At 42.1% G+C, this 18035-nt stretch carries 15 protein-coding genes; 12 read left to right on the top strand and 3 right to left on the bottom strand.

Annotation, left to right across the window (positions count from 1 at the left end; all coding sequences use genetic code 11):
* The first annotated feature begins 249 nt into the window (after window positions 1-249).
* The gene (refZ, locus tag DET59_RS11175) at window positions 250-903 is read left to right on the top strand and encodes a forespore capture DNA-binding protein RefZ (protein WP_113969764.1); all 654 of its coding nucleotides are present in this window, start codon (window positions 250-252) and stop codon (window positions 901-903) included.
* A 54-nt stretch (window positions 904-957) separates the two neighbouring features.
* Here refZ and hisJ read toward each other — a convergent pair whose 3' ends face one another.
* Window positions 958-1749 (bottom strand): histidinol-phosphatase HisJ, encoded by a 792-nt coding sequence (gene hisJ, locus DET59_RS11170; RefSeq protein ID WP_113969872.1) that lies wholly within the window; start codon window positions 1747-1749, stop codon window positions 958-960.
* Between the two features lie 445 nt (window positions 1750-2194).
* Between hisJ and ezrA the strand changes: the two genes are divergently transcribed.
* On the top strand, window positions 2195-3889 hold the full coding sequence (gene ezrA / locus DET59_RS11165; RefSeq protein WP_113969763.1) for a septation ring formation regulator EzrA: 1695 nt from the start codon (window positions 2195-2197) through the stop codon (window positions 3887-3889).
* Between the two features lie 120 nt (window positions 3890-4009).
* Here the strand turns inward: ezrA and brnQ are convergent, their stop codons facing one another.
* Complete coding sequence (brnQ, locus tag DET59_RS11160; RefSeq protein WP_113969762.1) at window positions 4010-5350, bottom strand: branched-chain amino acid transport system II carrier protein; 1341 nt, start codon at window positions 5348-5350, stop codon at window positions 4010-4012.
* A gap of 343 nt (window positions 5351-5693) precedes the next feature.
* Here brnQ and DET59_RS11155 point away from each other — a divergent pair, with 343 nt between their 5' ends.
* The 6 genes from DET59_RS11155 (at window position 5694) to rarD (ending at window position 13738) form a co-directional block, all read left to right on the top strand.
* The gene (locus tag DET59_RS11155; protein ID WP_113969761.1) at window positions 5694-6845 is read left to right on the top strand and encodes a cysteine desulfurase family protein; all 1152 of its coding nucleotides are present in this window, start codon (window positions 5694-5696) and stop codon (window positions 6843-6845) included.
* Window positions 6842-8053 (top strand): tRNA uracil 4-sulfurtransferase ThiI, encoded by a 1212-nt coding sequence (gene thiI, locus DET59_RS11150; RefSeq protein ID WP_113969760.1) that lies wholly within the window; start codon window positions 6842-6844, stop codon window positions 8051-8053. Before DET59_RS11155 ends, thiI begins: the two co-directional genes overlap by 4 nt.
* An 85-nt stretch (window positions 8054-8138) precedes the next feature.
* Window positions 8139-8342: an alpha/beta-type small acid-soluble spore protein gene (locus DET59_RS11145; RefSeq protein ID WP_044339433.1), complete on the top strand. Its 204-nt coding sequence runs from the start codon at window positions 8139-8141 to the stop codon at window positions 8340-8342.
* A gap of 844 nt (window positions 8343-9186) precedes the next feature.
* On the top strand, window positions 9187-10770 hold the full coding sequence (mbcS, locus tag DET59_RS11140) for an acyl-CoA synthetase MbcS (RefSeq protein ID WP_113969759.1): 1584 nt from the start codon (window positions 9187-9189) through the stop codon (window positions 10768-10770).
* A 378-nt stretch (window positions 10771-11148) separates the two neighbouring features.
* Window positions 11149-12750 carry an amidohydrolase gene (locus tag DET59_RS11135; RefSeq protein WP_113969758.1) on the top strand — a complete coding sequence of 534 codons (1602 nt, stop codon included), beginning with the start codon at window positions 11149-11151 and terminating at the stop codon, window positions 12748-12750.
* 73 nt (window positions 12751-12823) lie between these two features.
* Complete coding sequence (gene rarD / locus DET59_RS11130) at window positions 12824-13738, top strand: EamA family transporter RarD (protein ID WP_113969757.1); 915 nt, start codon at window positions 12824-12826, stop codon at window positions 13736-13738.
* Window positions 13739-13842: 104 nt separating this feature from the next.
* Here the strand turns inward: rarD and DET59_RS11125 are convergent, their stop codons facing one another.
* Window positions 13843-14643, bottom strand: a complete 801-nt coding sequence (locus DET59_RS11125; RefSeq protein ID WP_113969756.1) for an NAD kinase — start codon at window positions 14641-14643, stop codon at window positions 13843-13845.
* Window positions 14644-14802: 159 nt separating this feature from the next.
* On the opposite strand from DET59_RS11125, the gene sppA reads away from it, so the two are divergent.
* The 4 genes from sppA (at window position 14803) to ytfJ (ending at window position 17956) form a co-directional block, all read left to right on the top strand.
* A complete protein-coding gene (gene sppA, locus DET59_RS11120) occupies window positions 14803-15813 on the top strand; it encodes a signal peptide peptidase SppA (protein WP_113969755.1) in 1011 nt (336 codons plus the stop codon).
* Window positions 15814-15917: 104 nt separating this feature from the next.
* Window positions 15918-16370 carry an RDD family protein gene (locus tag DET59_RS11115; RefSeq protein ID WP_113969871.1) on the top strand — a complete coding sequence of 151 codons (453 nt, stop codon included), beginning with the start codon at window positions 15918-15920 and terminating at the stop codon, window positions 16368-16370.
* 377 nt (window positions 16371-16747) lie between these two features.
* Window positions 16748-17458 carry a DUF2953 domain-containing protein gene (locus tag DET59_RS11110; protein WP_113969754.1) on the top strand — a complete coding sequence of 237 codons (711 nt, stop codon included), beginning with the start codon at window positions 16748-16750 and terminating at the stop codon, window positions 17456-17458.
* 15 nt (window positions 17459-17473) lie between these two features.
* Window positions 17474-17956 (top strand): GerW family sporulation protein, encoded by a 483-nt coding sequence (gene ytfJ / locus DET59_RS11105; protein ID WP_113969753.1) that lies wholly within the window; start codon window positions 17474-17476, stop codon window positions 17954-17956.
* Window positions 17957-18035: the final 79 nt, after the last annotated feature.

Here is an 18035-nt window from a genome sequence, read left to right as displayed (position 1 = left end):
TTCACGTCCGGTTGTTCCCCTGAGCCCTCTAAACAACAAATACTGTCGAGAAATACTTAAAGGAAATCCACATGAAAACACGAATTCTTTGAGTAAACAAACTATAATAGAAACATCTATTGAACCATTTTTAGCATAATTCACCCAAACCTTCAATGATTAAGATTTTTTTATCAAAAGATTTTTAATATAGTGAATCCTCGTCACTGTTTTTTTCATACGCCTATCATATTTGAAAGAAGGGGAAATATGAAAAAACTAGATACTTCCATTACGACGAAAGAAGCCATTTTTCAAGCAGCCGTGTATTTGTTTTATGATCATGGCTTTGATGGGACCTCTGTCCGGGATATAGCAAAAAGAGCGAATGTCAATCCGGCTACCATTTCCTACTATTTTAAAGGGAAGCAGGGTGTGCTGGAAGCATGCTTCACTCATTTCTTTGAACAGTATCTGCGCTTTCTTCAGGAAGAAGTGGAAGCCTTGAACTATGTTAGTGCAGATTTATGCTTGAAGAGGGCAGTGTACAAAATCTTGAAATTCCAAAGTGAACATCACCAATTATCCAGGTTCATCTGGAGGGAAGTTTCGATTGATTCGCAGGTTGTGCGTGAAATCATTTCTTCCTACTTAATGAAAGAAAGACATTATATGAAGCGATTATTTGAACAGGGGATGAAAGATCATGCTCTGAAGAAACAGCCTGTAAGCTTTTTGGTGATTCAGCTTAAATCCATGCTGACAATGCCGTTTCTCAATAGCCAGCAGCTAAGGGAAGTGTGGCAAATGTTCCCACAGGAATATTATTTTATCGATCAATACTATAAAAATATTGATCAGTGGATTGATTTACTCCTCGTTTCCGAAGCGAAGGAAATCATGAAGAAAGAACTGATTATCTAAGCAGGGAAAAACCGTAAAAGAACTCTTCGCAGTTAATAGAAGAGTTCTTTGTTTTTATCCTTGCATCTCTGCTCTGCCTTGACCGATCCCTGCGGCTGTATGGGCATCGGACCCATACACGGTTTTGATTCCTAAGGAAAGGGCTTGTTGAATGATATCAGTTGGCGGATAGGGTTCACCACAGTATGGCTTCACCAGGCCTGCCCCGTTATAATCCAACTCCAAATTCCTCGCTGCCATCTCTTTTAAAATCAAAGAGGTTTTATCAGAAAAAGCATGGGAGGCAGGATACAGCTGCTGGAATTTCTTCACGAGGGTCATATGACCGATACGCTTAGGCTTAAAGGGACCCAAATCAGCTCTGATCGACTTTATTACCGTATCATAATAGCGTTCGTAAATCGCATCGACGGATCCGTAATAATCAATCATAGATTGGAATACATCAGGACTGAAGTCCAGGCAATCCCATTTACCCTCATATTGTAAAAAATGGACGGAAAGAATACTATCATCCAATCGGGCTCCGTAAGCATTTAAAAATTCGGCTGTCTCTTTTTCAAAGCCTGCAATGTAATCGACCTCTAACCCTGACTTAATCGTGATTTTATCTTTATATTTCTCCTTAAGGATATCCAGAGTTTGAAAATATTTTAAAAGATGCGATGGATCCATTCCGCTATCCTTGTCCGGGGTTGTATCTTCAAATCCCTGCGGAAGTGGCGCATGCTCCGTAAATGTTATATCAGAATAATTCAGGGAGAGCGCTCTCTCGATATACATCTCAAATGTATCATCACTCCCATGAGGACAAAAAGGAGTATGAATATGTCCGTCCACCTTCACCAAAAGACTTCACTTCCTTGTTTTATTAGTATGAAAAAGTTCTGTTAATAAAAGGTCAAGTTGATTGGAGCGGAAGGGTGCTCGACTCCTGCGGGAGAAGCGGGACAGGTGAGACCCCACAGGCGAAGCCGAGGAGGCTCACCGCCCGCCCCGCGGAAAGCGAGCACCCTGTAGCGGAAATCAACTACTACTCGCTTCAGTTTAACAACAACAATCTTTACGAAATTAGCCATAATAATTAAAACTAATATTAAAAATACATATAAAAAAGTCAATTTCCCCTTGAATTTGCTGAAAATGACTTTTTATCACTGAAAAATTAGAAATTAATAGTCAAAAATTGTCGTTAACATGGTATCATTATAACAATGAGAATTTATTAATGAAACAATGAACATTCAAATTGATATAGATGTCTACTGAATAGTTGAACAGGGGGCTTAAGATGCAATACGTCATCGCTGGAATAATACTTATCTTAATCGTATTCCTTATCGGATTTATCTCTAGAAAAAAATATTACGCTGAAATTGATCGCTATGAAGCTTGGAAAATAGATATTATGAACAAGCCGGTTTCAGACGAACTCTCCAAAGTGAAACAACTGAATATGACGGGGCAAACAGAAGAATTGTTTGACGGTTGGAGACAAGGATGGGATGAGATTGTTGCTGTGCAGCTTCCTGATGTTGAAGAACTACTGTTTGATGCAGAAGAGTACACCGATAAATTTCGTTTTACGAAAACAAAAGAGACCCTGTCCCGAATCGACAAGGTTCTGACTGAAACAGAACAGAAGATCGAGCAAATTCTGACAGAGTTAAATGAACTGATCGGCAGTGAAGAGAAGAATCGTGAAGAAATTCAATCTCTTCAAGAAGAATATCGGAACAGTAAAAAGCAGTTACTTGCGTATCGTCATACATATGGTCAAACCGCTAAGTACATAGAAAACATCCTGGATAAGCTCTCTGAACAAATGGTTCAATTCAACGACTTAACAGAGCAGGGGAATTATCTGGATGCAAGAGAAATCGTCCTTAGTCTGGCACAGGAAATGAAGGATGTTTCCTACAAAATGGAGACGGTTCCGAAACTGATCACCGATTGCGAAAACCTTTTGCCTGCACAGTTGTCCGAGCTTGAAGCGGGTTACGTGGAAATGAAAGGTCAAGGATATATGCTTGATCATATTGAAGTAGAGAAAGAGGTTGCATCCCTAAAGGAAACCCTGCTCCACTTTAATAAAAACCTTGAAGAGCTGAAGGTAGAAGAGGTAGAAGAAGGAATTCAGGAAATTAAAGTAAAGGTCGAGAACCTTTATGATCTGCTGGAGAAAGAAGTACATGCCAAACATTTTGTCCAACAGTATAAAGATCAAACGACTGAAGGATTGATCAAGGCCAAGGAAGATAATGAAGATATACAATCTGAAGTAACGCTTGTGAAACAAGGCTACCATCTTCAAGATGCGGACCTTGATACACCGTATGAAATTGAGACGAAGATCATTCAGCTTTCAAAGCGTCACGAAATGTTGATGAATAAAGAAGAATCGAATGGAACGGCGTACTCCTCACTAAGTGATGAGCTGAAAGAAATCAGAAACGGCCTGGAAGAACTGAATCGGGACCAGAGTGAGTTCTCCATCTACTTACAAAACCTGCGTAAGGATGAACTGGCAACCCGGGAGAAAATCCAGGAGCTTAAGAAAAAGGTGGCTGAAGCGAGCCGCATGATTTCAAAGAGTAATGTACCGGGCTTACCGGCTGATTACAAGGATCTCCTCGATGAGGTCCACCGGAAGATCGAGCAAGTGAATGCCAGCTTGACCGAGAAGCCTTTAAACATGAAGTTTGTTCAAGAAACGCTACTGGGAGCAGAAGACACCGTCGATCATTTTTACACGAAGACGGGAGACCTGATCGAAAACGTCCTTCTATCCGAGAAAATCATCCAGTATGGAAATCGCTATCGCAGTAAGTATAGTTCTGTCAGGGAAGGTCTTCAGTCTGCTGAAGAATCCTTCCGTCACTATGATTACCGCAAAGCATTGGAAGAAGCCGCAACAACGATTGAAAAAGTAGAGCCGGGTGCTCTTAAGAAAATCGAGAAAATGATGGATCTTGAGGAAAAATAATATTCATCATAAATAAAAAGGACTGATTTAGAAGATTTAATCTAAATCAGTCCTTTTTCAATATGCTGCCAAGTTCAAGGGCCAGAAACGACAGCTCCTGGCCCATTTTAGTTTATGGTCTTAACTGGCTTCAATCGTCCGCTTTGTCTGTCCCGCAAGTGCGGCAATAACGAATCCAATGATTGCGCCGATCATGGCAGGCACTAACCAGCCGATCCCTTGTGTATAGAAAGGAAGGAATTCAAGTGATTGACTGATGGCTGTCACGTCGATTCCGGCAGTTTTAATCCCATCAATTAAACTGATCAATCCTGTTGGAATTAAAGCTCCCACGTATACGAGAGAATAGCCGTTAAATGCATTGTGCATGAACGACAATAAGATCAATACGATGGCCAATGGATAGATGAAGATGAGCACCGGTAATGATACAGCAATCAGCTGAGTCAACCCAATATTGGCAATAATCATACTAAACAGAGACATGATGATCACTAGCTTCGGATAAGATACAGGGATAATCTTTGCGAAATACTGCGAACATGCAGAAACGAGTCCGACTGACGTAGTGATACAGGCAAACGTAATCGCCAGTCCCAGGATGATGGTTCCTGATGAGCCGAATAAATGACTCGCTGCCGCAGATAGTATGGCACCACCATTAGCTTGAGTACCGATGGAATCTGTACTTGTAGCTCCAATGTAACTTAAGGATAAATAAACAAGTGCTAAACCGATGGCTGCGATGACCCCTGCAATGATCGTAATGCGCGTCAGGTTTGCTTTACTCGTTACACCACGATCTTTGATGGAATTAATGACTACAATCCCGAATACTAAAGCGGCGATGGTATCCATCGTTAAATAACCCTCGATGAATCCCTTGAATAGCGCTCCATCCTGATAAGCGGGGTTCGGTACTCCGAAATCTCCCATTGGAGTCACAATACTCTTAACCACTAAGATCGTAAGGATCACGATCAGGGAAGGTGTCAATATCTTTCCGATTCTGTCTACGAGCTTTGAAGGATTCATCGCTAGCCATGCGGTTAATCCAAAAAAGATGATCGTATAAATGAATAAAGGTGTTCCGTATTTTGCAACATCTTCAGGTAAAAATGGGATCACTCCGATTTCATAAGCAACCGTACCGGTCCTTGGAATCCCGAAAAATGGTCCAATGGCCAAGTACATCACAATCGTGAAGATGAGCCCATATAAAGGATGAACACGGTTTGCAAGTGTCTGAAGATCTCCTCCAGATTTGGCGATGGCGATCACGCCCAATAAAGGAAGTCCTACTCCAGTAATGAGAAAACCGATAATACCCGTCCAAACATGTTCCCCGGCCTGCTGGCCTAAGAATGGCGGGAAAATCATATTACCTGCTCCGAGGAAAAGAGCAAAGAGCATTAATCCTATCGTAAAGATCTGGCTGAATGACAGCGCTTTCTCTCTCATATATACCCCTCCGTTTTGTAATCGTTATCATAAGCAAAATTATCTTATCATAAGATTGTAGAAAAATGTCGAAAAACTAAATAGTCTTACAATTTAGTATATTTAAATAACTTTTGCGATTATTTCCTTTATGATTCTCGCAAAAATTCTGTCTTTTTTCAATGATTATTTTTGGAAATTGCAAAAAATTATCAAAAAATCTTAGAAAATTAGTATTGCTACAATAATATCTTGCCCTGCATGTTGAATAAGATTTGGGTTCGGGATGATTTATGGTAAGATTAATGATTGAATATATTACTGTGAAACCTGCAGGTCACCACAAGTAAAAGAAGGTGAAATCTTGATTTATTTAGACAATAGTGCAACAACCAAGCCATATAAGGAAGTACTGGATACATTTATGAAAGTAAACGAAAGTTACTATGCCAATCCTTCATCCATTCATTCTTTTGGTGGGCGAATTGAGAAATTAATTCAGCAGTCCAGGGAACAGGTGGCATCTTTATTAGATATAAAAAAGAAAGAAGTCTTTTTTACCTCTGGCGGAACTGAATCGAATAATCTGGCGATAAAGGGGACGGCTTTACAATACGGGCACAGAGGGAAGCATATTATTACGACGAATATTGAACACCCTTCCGTTCACAATGCCGTTAAACAGTTAGAGATATTCGGGTATTCAGTGACATACCTCGATGTCGATGCGCAAGGAAGGATTCAACCTGAACAAGTAAAAGCCGCCATTCAGGAAGACACGATTCTCGTATCTGTCATGCAAGTAAACAACGAGATCGGAAGTGTTCAGCCCATCCGGGAAATAGGGATGCTGCTTTCGGACTTTCCAAAGATCCTTTTTCACGTTGATGCTGTTCAGGCGTGCGGGAAGGTCCCCCTTATTCTCCGCGAAAAGCTTATTGATTTATGCAGCATTTCCGCACATAAAATTCATGGCATTAAAGGAACGGGAATGCTATTCGTGAGGGACGGACTTGAGCTTTCTCCGATCATTTCAGGGGGAGAGCAGGAAGGGAATCTCAGAAGCGGCACGGAAAATACAGGTGGGATCGTCTCCTTTGCAAAGGCATTAAGGATGCACCTGGAAGAAAGTAAACAACTGCTTCCTATCATGGAGGAAAACCAGCGATATGTAAGAAAAGAACTGGAAGAAATGGAAGGTGTGACTGTTCATACACCAGAGGAGCATCATGCTCCTCACATCCTTAATTTTTCTATAGAAGGTTTCAAAGGTGAGGTCGTCGTCCACGCATTGGACCTGCATGAGGTGTTCGTGTCCACAACCAGTGCATGTTCATCAAAGCAAAGTAAGCCAAGTCGAACGCTTCTATCGATGGGTGTATCAAAAAGCCAGGCGAACAGCTCCATCCGGGTCAGTCTGTCTTTTCACAATACGATGGAAGAGTGCCGGCAGTTCATACAGTTACTAAAGAAAGAAATAGAACTATTACAAAAGACAATGAGGAGATCACGATGAATTATAATCGCATACTAGTAAGATACGGTGAAATTTCAACAAAAGGCAGAAATCGAAAGATGTTCACGGCAAAGCTGCGGGAAAATATTTTGCAGGCATTGAAGGATTTCCCGACGATTTCAGTTTCAGCAAGCCGGGATCGACTTCATATCCAGTTAGGAGACGAGAACGGGGAAGAGATCATTCCAAGATTGGAGAAAATCTTTGGAATCCAATCCTTCAGTCCGGTGGTAAAAGTGGCTCAGGATATCGAAGAAATAAACAGAGCAGGATTGGCTCTCGTACAAAAGAGTTTCGCACCGGGGAAAACCTTTAAGGTATCTGCCCGCAGAGCGGATAAAAAGTTCTCCATGGATACAAACGAGTTGAATTACGAAGTGGGATCCTACATCCTCCGAAACATGGACGGATTAAAAGTGGATGTGAAGAAGCCCGATATTAACCTGAATGTAGAAGTAAGAAAAGAGGGCGTCTATCTCTCTTCCGAAATCTATCAGGGATCAACGGGTATGCCGGTTGGTGCAAGCGGAAAAGCTATGCTCATGCTATCAGGAGGAATCGATAGCCCGGTAGCCGGTTATTTAACGATGAAAAGAGGCGTCGAGGTAGAGGCGGTTCATTTCCACAGCCCACCTTTTACAAGTGAGCGGGCAAAGCAAAAGGTGATCGATCTTACCAAGAAACTGTCTGCATTCAGTGGAAAGGTGAAATTGCATATCGTACCGTTCACGAAAGTTCAGCAAACCATTCATGATCAGGTTCCTGAAAATTACACGATGACTTCAACGAGACGGATGATGCTCCGGATTGCAGATGAGATTCGTGAAAAGAATGAAGGTTTGGCCCTGGTGACCGGGGAAAGTCTTGGACAGGTAGCGAGTCAGACGTTAGAAAGCATGCAGGCCATTAACGATGTGACGAATACACCGGTACTCAGACCGCTCATCGCCATGGACAAGCTTGAAATCATTGATATCGCTCAAAAGATCGATACACATGATATTTCAATTCTTCCATATGAAGACTGCTGTACCATCTTCACGCCACCTGCACCAAAAACAAGACCTAAAAAAGATAAAGTGACGTATTATGAAAGCTTTGTTGATTTTGAAACTCTTATTAAAGAAGCCGTCGATGGAACCGAAACCCTCACGATCGATGGGTCGACAGGTTCAAATGTAGAAAAAACCTTTGACGAACTTCTCTAAAAATTTAGGATTATTTACCAACAATTTTCCTTGCATGAAGCCATGTGTTTTTACACAATCTATACTCACAAGGAGGTGAAAACACATGGCAAACAGAAGTTCAAATCAATTAGTAGCTCCAGGAGCTCAACAAGCAATCGACCAAATGAAATACGAAATCGCTTCAGAATTCGGAGTTCAACTTGGTCCAGATGCAACAGCACGCGCTAACGGTTCTGTAGGTGGTGAAATCACTAAACGTTTAGTTCAAATGGCTGAACAACAAATCGGTGGCGGATACGCAAAATAATTAAATACAATGGCTACAAGGAGCGAGATTCTCTCGCTCCTTTTTATTTTTTTCTTTTTGGCTCTGTTAAAGTTTACTGTTGTTTTTAACTATGCTGAAAGAGGATGGGACAAAACTAAAAAACCACGATATAAAGACGAACAATAGAAGTAGAGAAAATATATTAATAAATATTTGACCGATTTGTTCGTGTTTATTAATCGTGACTTCCTTAAATATGGAAATTCTCCAGCACTTGGACCAAGCAAGATAATTATGAAGATATTTCGTTGCCACGCCGTTAAGTTTGTTTTTTGGAACAAACTCTCAACATATCTACAATAGGAGCTTTTTTGTGTATTCAATACGTCATTAGGTAGCCAGAAAATAGAAGCACAGAGTGGATTGTAGCGGAAGGCACTTGACTCCTGCGGGAGATAGAGGAAAGGTCGAGACCCCACAGGGCAAAGCCCGAGGAGGCTCGACTTCCTCCCCGCGGAAAGCAAGTGTCTGGAGCGGAAAGGAACGGTCCAAGGTTACAACTCAATCAAAAGATACATCAAGTTTTAAAAGCCAGTGATTGAGACCCCGGAGGCTCATCGCCAGCACTGAAGAAACGAGCATCCTGTAGCGGAAATCATCTATTACTTACTTCTTTAAGATAGCAAAAACTTTAAGAAAAGAGCCTTTTTCTTTGCAAGTAAATGTTATTTTTTTGATTGGATTTTTGAAAATAATCCCTGATTTATGATCCTTTGTCGAAAATCCTCATAATTTGTATATAGGGAAAATATAAATGAATAATTTAAAAAATTTGAATTATTTTGTATAATAGAGAAGAATCGACAAACAAGGGGGAGTCAGAATGAAGAGGGAAGAACTTATTGCACCAGAAAAGTACAATTTAGTAGAGGAAGTAGAGAAGTACGCAGGTGATCAACAGAAGCTTGCAATTAAATGGGAAGACGAAGAGGGAACGAAAGCCGAAATCACCTACCGGGAATTATTGAAAAATGTAAATAAAATTGGAAACGTTTTCTCGGATTCGAACCTGGCAAAAGGCGATGTCATTCTTGTGATGGTTCCCCGTTTAATTGAAGCTTACGCTGTGTACCTTGCTGCTCTTAAATCCGGACTCGTGGTGATCCCAAGTTCAGAAATGCTTAGGACGAAGGATCTTGAATACAGAATCGGCCACGGTGACGTAAAAGGAATTGTAGCTTACTCTCCATTTGTTGAGCAGTTTGAAAACGTAAGAGGAATGGAAAATCTCCAAAAGTTCGTTGTGGGAGACAAACAAGAAGGATGGATTGCATTAGAGGATGAAATGAAAACAGCTTCTGAAGAATTATCCTTCGCTGATACAAAGCGTGATGATATGGCGTTCCTATCTTATACGTCAGGTACGACTGGAAACCCTAAAGGGGTTGTCCATACTCATGGCTGGGCATACGCTCACTTGAAGACGGCAGCCCGTGAATGGTTATCGATCAATGAGGGAGACACAGTTTGGGCTACCGCAGGTCCGGGGTGGCAGAAGTGGATTTGGAGTCCGTTCCTTTCTGTACTGGGATCCGGAGCCACTGGACTTGTGTATCAAGGGAAATTCGACCCTAATAAATATCTCCAATTGCTTCAGGACAATGAAGTCAATGTTCTGTGCTGTACACCAACAGAGTATCGCCTGATGGCCAAAGTGGATGATCTCGGATCCTATAAACTAAATCAATTACATAGTGCAGTATCGGCGGGAGAGCCATTAAACAGGGAAGTCATCGACGCCTTTAAGAGACATTTTAATATTGAAGTCCGTGACGGCTATGGCCAAACCGAAAACACGCTCCTCGTCGGTATCATGAAAGGCATGGAGCTGAAGCCGGGCTCAATGGGGAAACCAACACCAGGAAACAGAGTCGAAATCATCAATGAGGAAGGGTATCCATGTGAAGTCGGAGAAGTTGGTGATATCGCGGTTCATGTAGAAACACCGGCTCTATTCAAAAATTATTATAAAGATCCCGAGCGGACGGCGATGCAATTCAGAGGGGATTACTACATTACAGGCGATAAAGCGAAGAAGGATGAAGATGGATACTTCTGGTTCGAAGGAAGAGGAGACGATATCATCATCAGCTCCGGATATACCATTGGACCATTCGAAGTGGAAGATGCCTTAGTCAAGCACCCATCGGTTCAGGAATGTGCCGTTGTAGGAAGTCCCGATGAAGTAAGAGGACTGATTGTGAAAGCCTTTGTCGTATTGCGAAATGATGTAAACCAAGAGGATCCCGAGCTGATTCCTGCCCTTCAGCAGCATGTCAAAGACTTAACCGCACCGTACAAATACCCGCGTAAAATTGAATTCGTGAAAGAATTGCCGAAAACAACTTCAGGCAAGATTAGAAGAATTGAGCTGAGACAAAAAGAAATGAGTTCAATTAAAAACTAATCAGGGATAGGGAGCCTATAAGGCTCTCTATTTTTTTGAAGGCTATTTTTGTAAAGTTTGTTGTTTCTTAAATATAATCTGCCAGGTAGCAATTTAAGTGAGTATGAAATTAGTAAGAAACCCACACTTAGAAAGTTGATTGGAACGGAAGGTGCTCGACTCCTGCGGGAATAGCGGGAAAGTTGAGACCCCGCAGGGCAAAGCCCGAGGAGGCTCAACTCACGCCCCGCGGAAAGCGAGCACCTGGAGTGGAAATCAACCACTGCTCGCTTTTTTAAAAGCAACAAAGTTTATGAAAAAAGCTTTCTCTTTCAGATTCTTCCTATAATATGGTACATTTGAAAAACAGAATTTTTTTATAAAGAAGGGGTATACATCATGGGCACTTTATGGAAAAACGGAATCATTTACACAATGCAAGAGGAAGGACATCATGTTGAAGCGGTCTACACGGAAGATGGGGTCATCAAAGGCCTGGGCTCATCAGATGACCTGCTAAAGAATGAACAATTCACGATTGAGTCCGAAGTAGATCTTGGGCAAAAAGTGATGTTTCCCGGGTTTGTCGATAGTCACATGCATCTGATCGGCCATGGCGAAACGTTAATGAGACTGGATCTTTCCAGTATAAATAGTAAGCAGGAAGTGTTGGAAGCGATAAAGTTAAAAGCAAAGGGCCTTGAGAAAGGTGAATGGGTCATTGGCGAAGGCTGGAATGAAAATCTCTGGAGTGATGCGGCGGTTTTAACCAAGCGGGAAATTGATGAAGTCGTACCCCATCATCCAGTACTCCTGAAACGCATTTGCCGTCATGCGATGGTGGTGAATTCACTCGCTTTAAAAAATGCAGGTATCGATGAAGGGACTCCCGATCCTTCCGGAGGTTTGATTGAGAGGGATGAGGATGGAGCATTGAACGGTTTGTTAAAGGATAAGGCTCAGGATCTGATGATCGATGCCTTACCGGCCATCTCCTCCGATTATCTTGTGGGTGCACTGACAAAAGGAATCGAAAGCTGCTGGGAGCACGGACTGGTTGGTGGTCATACAGAAGATTTAAGCTACTATGGAAACTTTAAGAAAACGTATGATGCATTTGTACAAACCATCACCGAAGGCAAGAAAAAGTTCAGGGCTCATCTATTGGTTCATCATGAAGTGATTGAAGATTGGAAGGAAGACGGCCATCACTTCCAGAGCGGCACTCAATTTATTGAATTCGGCGCCATGAAGATCTTTGCTGATGGGGCTTTGGGCGGCAGGACTGCTCTATTAAGCTATCCATATGCCGATGATCCAAGTACGACCGGAGTCAGCATCCATACAAACGAAAAACTTCTTGAACTTGTGAAGAAGGCAAGAAAATATGATCTTCCGATTGCCGTTCATACGATTGGTGATCAGGCTTTTGAAAATGTAGTGAATAGCATCATGAAAGAGCCATCTCACTTCGGAAGACGGGATCGACTCATTCATGCCCAAATCCTGCGTAAAGAGCTGATCGAGAAGATAAAGGATCTTCCGTTAATTCTTGATATTCAACCAAGGTTTGTAGCGTCTGATTTTCCTTGGGTGGTCGAGAGACTTGGAGAGGAAAACATGAAGTATAACTATGCATGGAAAACACTTCTTGAGGAAGGCATTCCATGTGCGGGTGGATCTGATGCGCCAATCGAGCCGATTAATCCTCTTTGGGGGATTCATGCGGCGGTTACAAGAACGAATCCATTGGACCCTGACAAAACAGAGTATCGTCCTGAAGAAAAGCTTACGATGTATGAAGCACTCTCCCTATTTACTAAAGGAAGTGCCTATGCCTGTCACCATGAAAGTGACAGAGGGCAGATTCGCGAAGGATATACGGCGGACTTTACTGTTTTAGCCATCGATCCGTTCAAGGTGGATGCCGATCAATTGCTGAACAAAATAGTAGATATGACGATTGTAGACGAGACCATCGTTTATAAAAAAAATAAATAATCATTGCCCCCAAAACTTTTCACCGATATAATGGAGATATTTCGGAAACGGAAATAGTTTTGGGGGTGTTTTTATGAGGCAAGATCAAGCTGGAATCATTTACACAGCTTTTTCATATTTTTTATGGGGAATTCTCCCGATCTATTGGAAATGGTTAAATCATGTTTCCGCCTATGAGATTCTCGCTAACCGCATTTTTTGGTCCTTCTGGTTTATGCTCTTATTCTTATTCCTAAGTAAACGCTGGAAGGACTTTACCGTATATTTAAAAACATCTCTTACGAAAAAGAAGCAGCTGTTTGCCTTACTCCTTGCTTCATTATTGATCAGTACGAACTGGTTCATTTATATATGGGCCGTGAATACCAATCAAATGGTGGAAGCGAGTCTGGGCTATTATATTAATCCCCTTGTGAGCGTATTGTTAGGGGTGTTCATCCTGAAGGAAAGCTTGTCAAAGGCACAAATGGTCTCATTTGGATTGGCAGCGATCGGAGTTCTGATTTTAACGATATCCTACGGGGACTTTCCATGGATCGCGGTCGGTCTAGCATTCTCTTTCGGACTATACGGATTAGCCAAAAAACTCATCCAAGTCGAATCCTCCATCGGCCTGACCCTGGAAACCCTGACCATTGCACCAGTGTCACTACTCTACTTAGGCTACATGTATAATGAAGGATCCCTGTCCCTTTTCCATGTATCGTCAGGGACGGACCTCTTACTGATCGGGGCCGGTGCGGTAACCGCCATCCCTTTATTGTTCTTTTCTAAGGGTGCTCAACTAATTCCGCTTTATATGGTCGGATTCCTGCAATACATTGCACCGACCCTCACTCTGATACTCGGCATATGGGTCTATAACGAAACATTCTCATTCACCCATCTCATTTCGTTTACGTTCATATGGCTCGCCTTAACGATCTTTACAGCTTCAAGAGTGCAATACGCCCGAAAGCGAAGACGGGAAGCGAGATTATCCGCTTGATGAAGTACAAAACGCTCCAGTATGTGCTGGAGCGTTTTGTATAGGGACGGACCTTGGTTTTGTTCACAATTTGGCGCAACAGAGAGGTTCTGACCCCCATTATTTTACAAGAACGAACGCTTCACTTTCTCCCAGAACGAATTATCCTTTAATTTGACCGTTTTAATGATTTTATCGCTTAACTTCGCTTCGACTTTTTCCACGTGTTGAATACTGAGAGCCTCATTGTCCATCCCCATTGCAGGATAGTCATTACCGTCCTGAACGATCTTAAGAACCAGGCGGCGCTTATCGCTTAGAATGAAGGAAGACCCAAGCGTACGGTAGCGGTTATTATTCAAGGACGCCATCTCACTCACTTGAATACAAGGCAGCATCGGATCCACCACTGCGCCGCTGACCGATTTATTATAAGCGGTACTTCCCGTCGGTGTCGCGATGATCATCCCGTCTCCACGGAACGTTTCAAAATGATTATCATCGATGAATACGTCCATGACGAAGGTTTTGATGATGCCGGAGCGGATGCTGAATTCATTCAGGCAATGGAAGGAGGTTTGGTTATCGACGGTGATTTCAATGGTCGGATATTTGCGTACCTCGATTTGCTCGGTTGTCATCGCTTCGATCATTTTGGATGTGTCATCAATATGGAAGTCACAATACATACTCAGAGTTCCACCTGTAGAAACACCTGCATACAGGCAATCCTGTCTGAAGCCGGTTTGGCGGACGGCTTGAAGAAACGTTCCATCCCCTCCGATACTGACAATGATATTCGCTGTCTTTGGAGAATCGACAATATTGAAATCATAACGGTTGGCAAGCTCGTATAATCGGTCCAGCTTTGCCTGCATCCCTTTTTCTTTTAAGGCATAGAAATAAATATTTCGTCGGTTATTCATCGTATGTACCCTCCCTGAAATAAAAAAATAAGATAATTTTTCCCATTTCCATGAAATTTTGCTAGAATCTAACTTAGTGAATATTCTATCATGTTTTCATATGAGAATGATATTCATATCCTTACATAAGATAGGGTAAACAAGGGAGGAATATACAAGATGAATGCAAAAAGATGGACGGCATTAGGGATTGCTGTAGTGTTATTCTTTGTTTCTGTCGTAGTCAATTTCGCTACATCTGCTGCGACCGGTGATTTTAATAAAGCCTTTGAAGACATGCTTGGCGCAACAGACAACCCTTTTTCAGAAGAAGTGATCGATGAGGGGAATGCTCAGAAACGGATCGCTGTTTTAGAAGTAGAGGGTGTCATTCAGGATACGGGAGGCGCTAATTCTCTATTTGAAAGCCCGGGATACAACCACGAACTCTTTATGGATAAGCTGGATGCGGTTCAAAAAGATAAATCTGTCAAAGGAATTATTTTAAAAGTGAACTCCCCTGGCGGCGGCGTAGTGGAGAGTGCTCAGATTCATTCGAAGCTTGTCGAAATCATGGATAAAGCGAAAAAGCCGATTTATGTATCAATGGGGGGCACGGCAGCTTCCGGAGGTTACTACATATCTGCCCCGGCTACGAAAATATTCGCCAGCAAAGAAACACTGACCGGTTCACTGGGTGTGATCATGCAAAGCATCAACTACTCGGAGCTCGCAGAGAAATATGGAGTCGATTTCGTGACCATCAAGAGCGGACCGTATAAAGACATCATGAGCCCGACCCGTAAAATGACGGAAGAAGAAAGAAAAATACTACAGTCGATGATCGATAACTCCTATGAAGGATTCGTCGATGTCATTGCAAGTGGCCGCGATATGTCAGAAGCAGAGGTCAAGAAAATCGCTGACGGAAGAGTATATGACGGGATCCAGGCGAAAGAAGTCAATTTGATTGACGAATTCGGCTATGTAGAGGATACCATCGAAGCCATGAAAAAAGATTATAAGTTAAAAGGTGCTCAAGTATTTGAATATACGGCAGGCGATCCTTTCTCCGAATTCTTCAGTATGGGTGCAAAGAAAATGATAGGGCAGGACATGGAAGCAGCCGCATTAATGAAGCTGCTATCCAAGCCGAATTCTCCGCGATTAATGTATCTATACTCTGAATAAGGAAGGTGAAGGAAGTGAGTGACACACAAGATCGTTCTGTACGACATGATGAAGAGCGGGAGCGAATCGAAATCGATTCCCCTTCTCCTGATCCATCAAGGCTCATGAATCACGATGGATATTACCTGGCAGGATTTTGGATAAGGTTCTGGGCGTACTTACTGGACCTTATCGTGATTGGCAGCATTACCCGGTTAGTCGTGAATCCCGTCTTTAAACTATTGGATATTTCCCTTTCAGAAGGCTCCATGTTTGCACCGATTTCGATATTAACAAGTATCGTCTTCTATGGCTACTTCATTCTGATGACCAAATACTTCAGCCAAACAATCGGTAAAATGGTCTTCGGCATTAAGGTCATCGATTTAAAAGGAAGAAAGCCTTCGTGGGGAACGATAATATTTCGAGAGCTGATCGGCCGATTTATCTCTACTACGATCTTTATTCTCTACGTGGTCGTAGCCTTTACGAATAAAAAACAAGGGATACACGATTTGTTTGCTGATACGACGGTGGTTCAGGAAAAGAAGAAGCTGGAGTTTAATCCGGCACTATGAATAGAAACCAAACCTGTTTATATGGGTTTGGTTTTTTTTTGAGGTGAAAGCCTTTCGTTTTCCATTAAATGTAAAAATACGCATATATTTTTTAAGCGACGCAATTAATCGTAAAAAGACGCAATTAAGGTTAGAAAAGACGCAATAAATGAAAAAAAGACGCAATTCCTAAGGAGAACGACGCAATTATTAGAAAGGTGTCGTCTGGATGGCCACCTCGTTAACCTGGAATCATCCCGTGGCCGGAAAAAATACAAGGTCGCAAATGATTTCTTCAAATTTTTCCATAAAACAAGCCCGACCCCGCACAAAATCTCTCCTCCTTAGTTTATTTTCCCAGGCAAAGGCCATAATAAGAGGTTGAAGGGTGTGAAAATATGAGCTGGTGGATTTGGGCGTTATTAATCATTATGGCACTTATCTTGTTAATCTTATTTCTTCTTATTATTACGAAGCTGACCGTTACTCTCTCGCTGTACCATGGAAATGATAATGACCATTTCAAGGTGAAGCTGAGGGCATGGTTTGGCTTGCTCAAATATACAATCGATATTCCGTTAGTCAAACTCGATGACGATGGTCCGAATGTCGTGTTCGAGGAAGAGAAGAAAAAAGGGAATGAAAGCAATCCATCAAATAAAAAAGTTTCTAAAAAGAAAATCACTCCAAATGATTTTATAGATAGTTTGAATGATACGAAGGAGATCATCATACATGTCCAATCACTTCACAGAATCATCAGGTCGTTTCTCAAGAAGGTCAAATTGGATCATGTGCAATGGAAAACGTTATTCGGCACTGGTGATGCAGCTTCAACAGGTACCTTAACAGGAACAATCTGGGGAATGAAAGGGAGTATCATCGGCATTCTGAGTGGGTATATGCGGCTTCAATCCATGCCCGTCATAGAGGTGACACCGACTTTCCAGCACGCTGTGATCCAAACTCAATTTTCATGTATTATCCAGTTTCGCATAGGGAATGCTATCCTAGTAGGTTTCAAGATACTTCGGTATTGGAGAGGCGGTATGGCTAAGTTCAAGACAAAACCCCTTTCCACACTTTCTGGAGAAAAACATTCAGTTTAATAAGGAGGTCTTTACATGTCAGAACATCCTATTGAAGGTCTAATGACCACGGCAATGGAGAATTTAAAAGAAATGATCGATGTGAATACGATTATCGGTGATCCCGTTGAAACACCCGATGGAAGTGTCATCCTGACTGTATCAAAGGTTGGCTTTGGATTTGCTGCAGGCGGAAGTGAGTTCATCATTGATGGCGGCAAAGGAAAAGATGACGGTGGCGGAAAAGGCGGAGACGGAGGAAGTGACAAGTCATCCCCTAAACAGCAGCCATTCGGTGGAGGTAGCGGGGGCGGTGTCTCCATCACGCCGATCGCTTTCCTGATCGTCAGTTCAAAAGGAATCAAGATGCTTCACTTGGATGAAAGCACTCATCTGATCGATCGCCTGCTGGACTTAGCTCCCGGTGCCATCGAAAAGATCCAGGGTATGATGAAAAAGGACGATAACAAGCAGGACAATAACAGTCAGGGTAATCACAATCAAAAACTTGATCTGTAAAAGATAGAGAGCTTACTCTAGAATGAGTGAGCTCATCTTTTTTTTTGAAAAGAACCCCTATTATTTGCTTTACCGTATC

Source organism: Rossellomorea aquimaris (assembly GCF_003315075.1).
In the GTDB taxonomy this organism is placed as follows: domain Bacteria; phylum Bacillota; class Bacilli; order Bacillales; family Bacillaceae_B; genus Rossellomorea; species Rossellomorea aquimaris_C.
This window is presented reverse-complemented; position numbering and strand designations above follow the sequence as displayed.

What these genes read in the sequence shown, in the direction of transcription:
- refZ (WP_113969764.1), top strand. Translation starts at nt 250, where the DNA reads ATGAAAAAACTAGATACTTCCATTACGACGAAAGAAGCCATTTTTCAA.
- ezrA (WP_113969763.1), top strand. Translation starts at nt 2,195, where the DNA reads ATGCAATACGTCATCGCTGGAATAATACTTATCTTAATCGTATTCCTT.
- brnQ (WP_113969762.1), bottom strand. Translation starts at nt 5,350, where the DNA reads ATGAGAGAGAAAGCGCTGTCATTCAGCCAGATCTTTACGATAGGATTA.
- thiI (WP_113969760.1), top strand. Translation starts at nt 6,842, where the DNA reads ATGAATTATAATCGCATACTAGTAAGATACGGTGAAATTTCAACAAAA.
- DET59_RS11145 (WP_044339433.1), top strand. Translation starts at nt 8,139, where the DNA reads ATGGCAAACAGAAGTTCAAATCAATTAGTAGCTCCAGGAGCTCAACAA.
- mbcS (WP_113969759.1), top strand. Translation starts at nt 9,187, where the DNA reads ATGAAGAGGGAAGAACTTATTGCACCAGAAAAGTACAATTTAGTAGAG.
- DET59_RS11135 (WP_113969758.1), top strand. Translation starts at nt 11,149, where the DNA reads ATGGGCACTTTATGGAAAAACGGAATCATTTACACAATGCAAGAGGAA.
- rarD (WP_113969757.1), top strand. Translation starts at nt 12,824, where the DNA reads ATGAGGCAAGATCAAGCTGGAATCATTTACACAGCTTTTTCATATTTT.
- DET59_RS11125 (WP_113969756.1), bottom strand. Translation starts at nt 14,643, where the DNA reads ATGAATAACCGACGAAATATTTATTTCTATGCCTTAAAAGAAAAAGGG.
- sppA (WP_113969755.1), top strand. Translation starts at nt 14,803, where the DNA reads ATGAATGCAAAAAGATGGACGGCATTAGGGATTGCTGTAGTGTTATTC.
- DET59_RS11115 (WP_113969871.1), top strand. Translation starts at nt 15,918, where the DNA reads ATGAATCACGATGGATATTACCTGGCAGGATTTTGGATAAGGTTCTGG.
- DET59_RS11110 (WP_113969754.1), top strand. Translation starts at nt 16,748, where the DNA reads ATGAGCTGGTGGATTTGGGCGTTATTAATCATTATGGCACTTATCTTG.
- ytfJ (WP_113969753.1), top strand. Translation starts at nt 17,474, where the DNA reads ATGTCAGAACATCCTATTGAAGGTCTAATGACCACGGCAATGGAGAAT.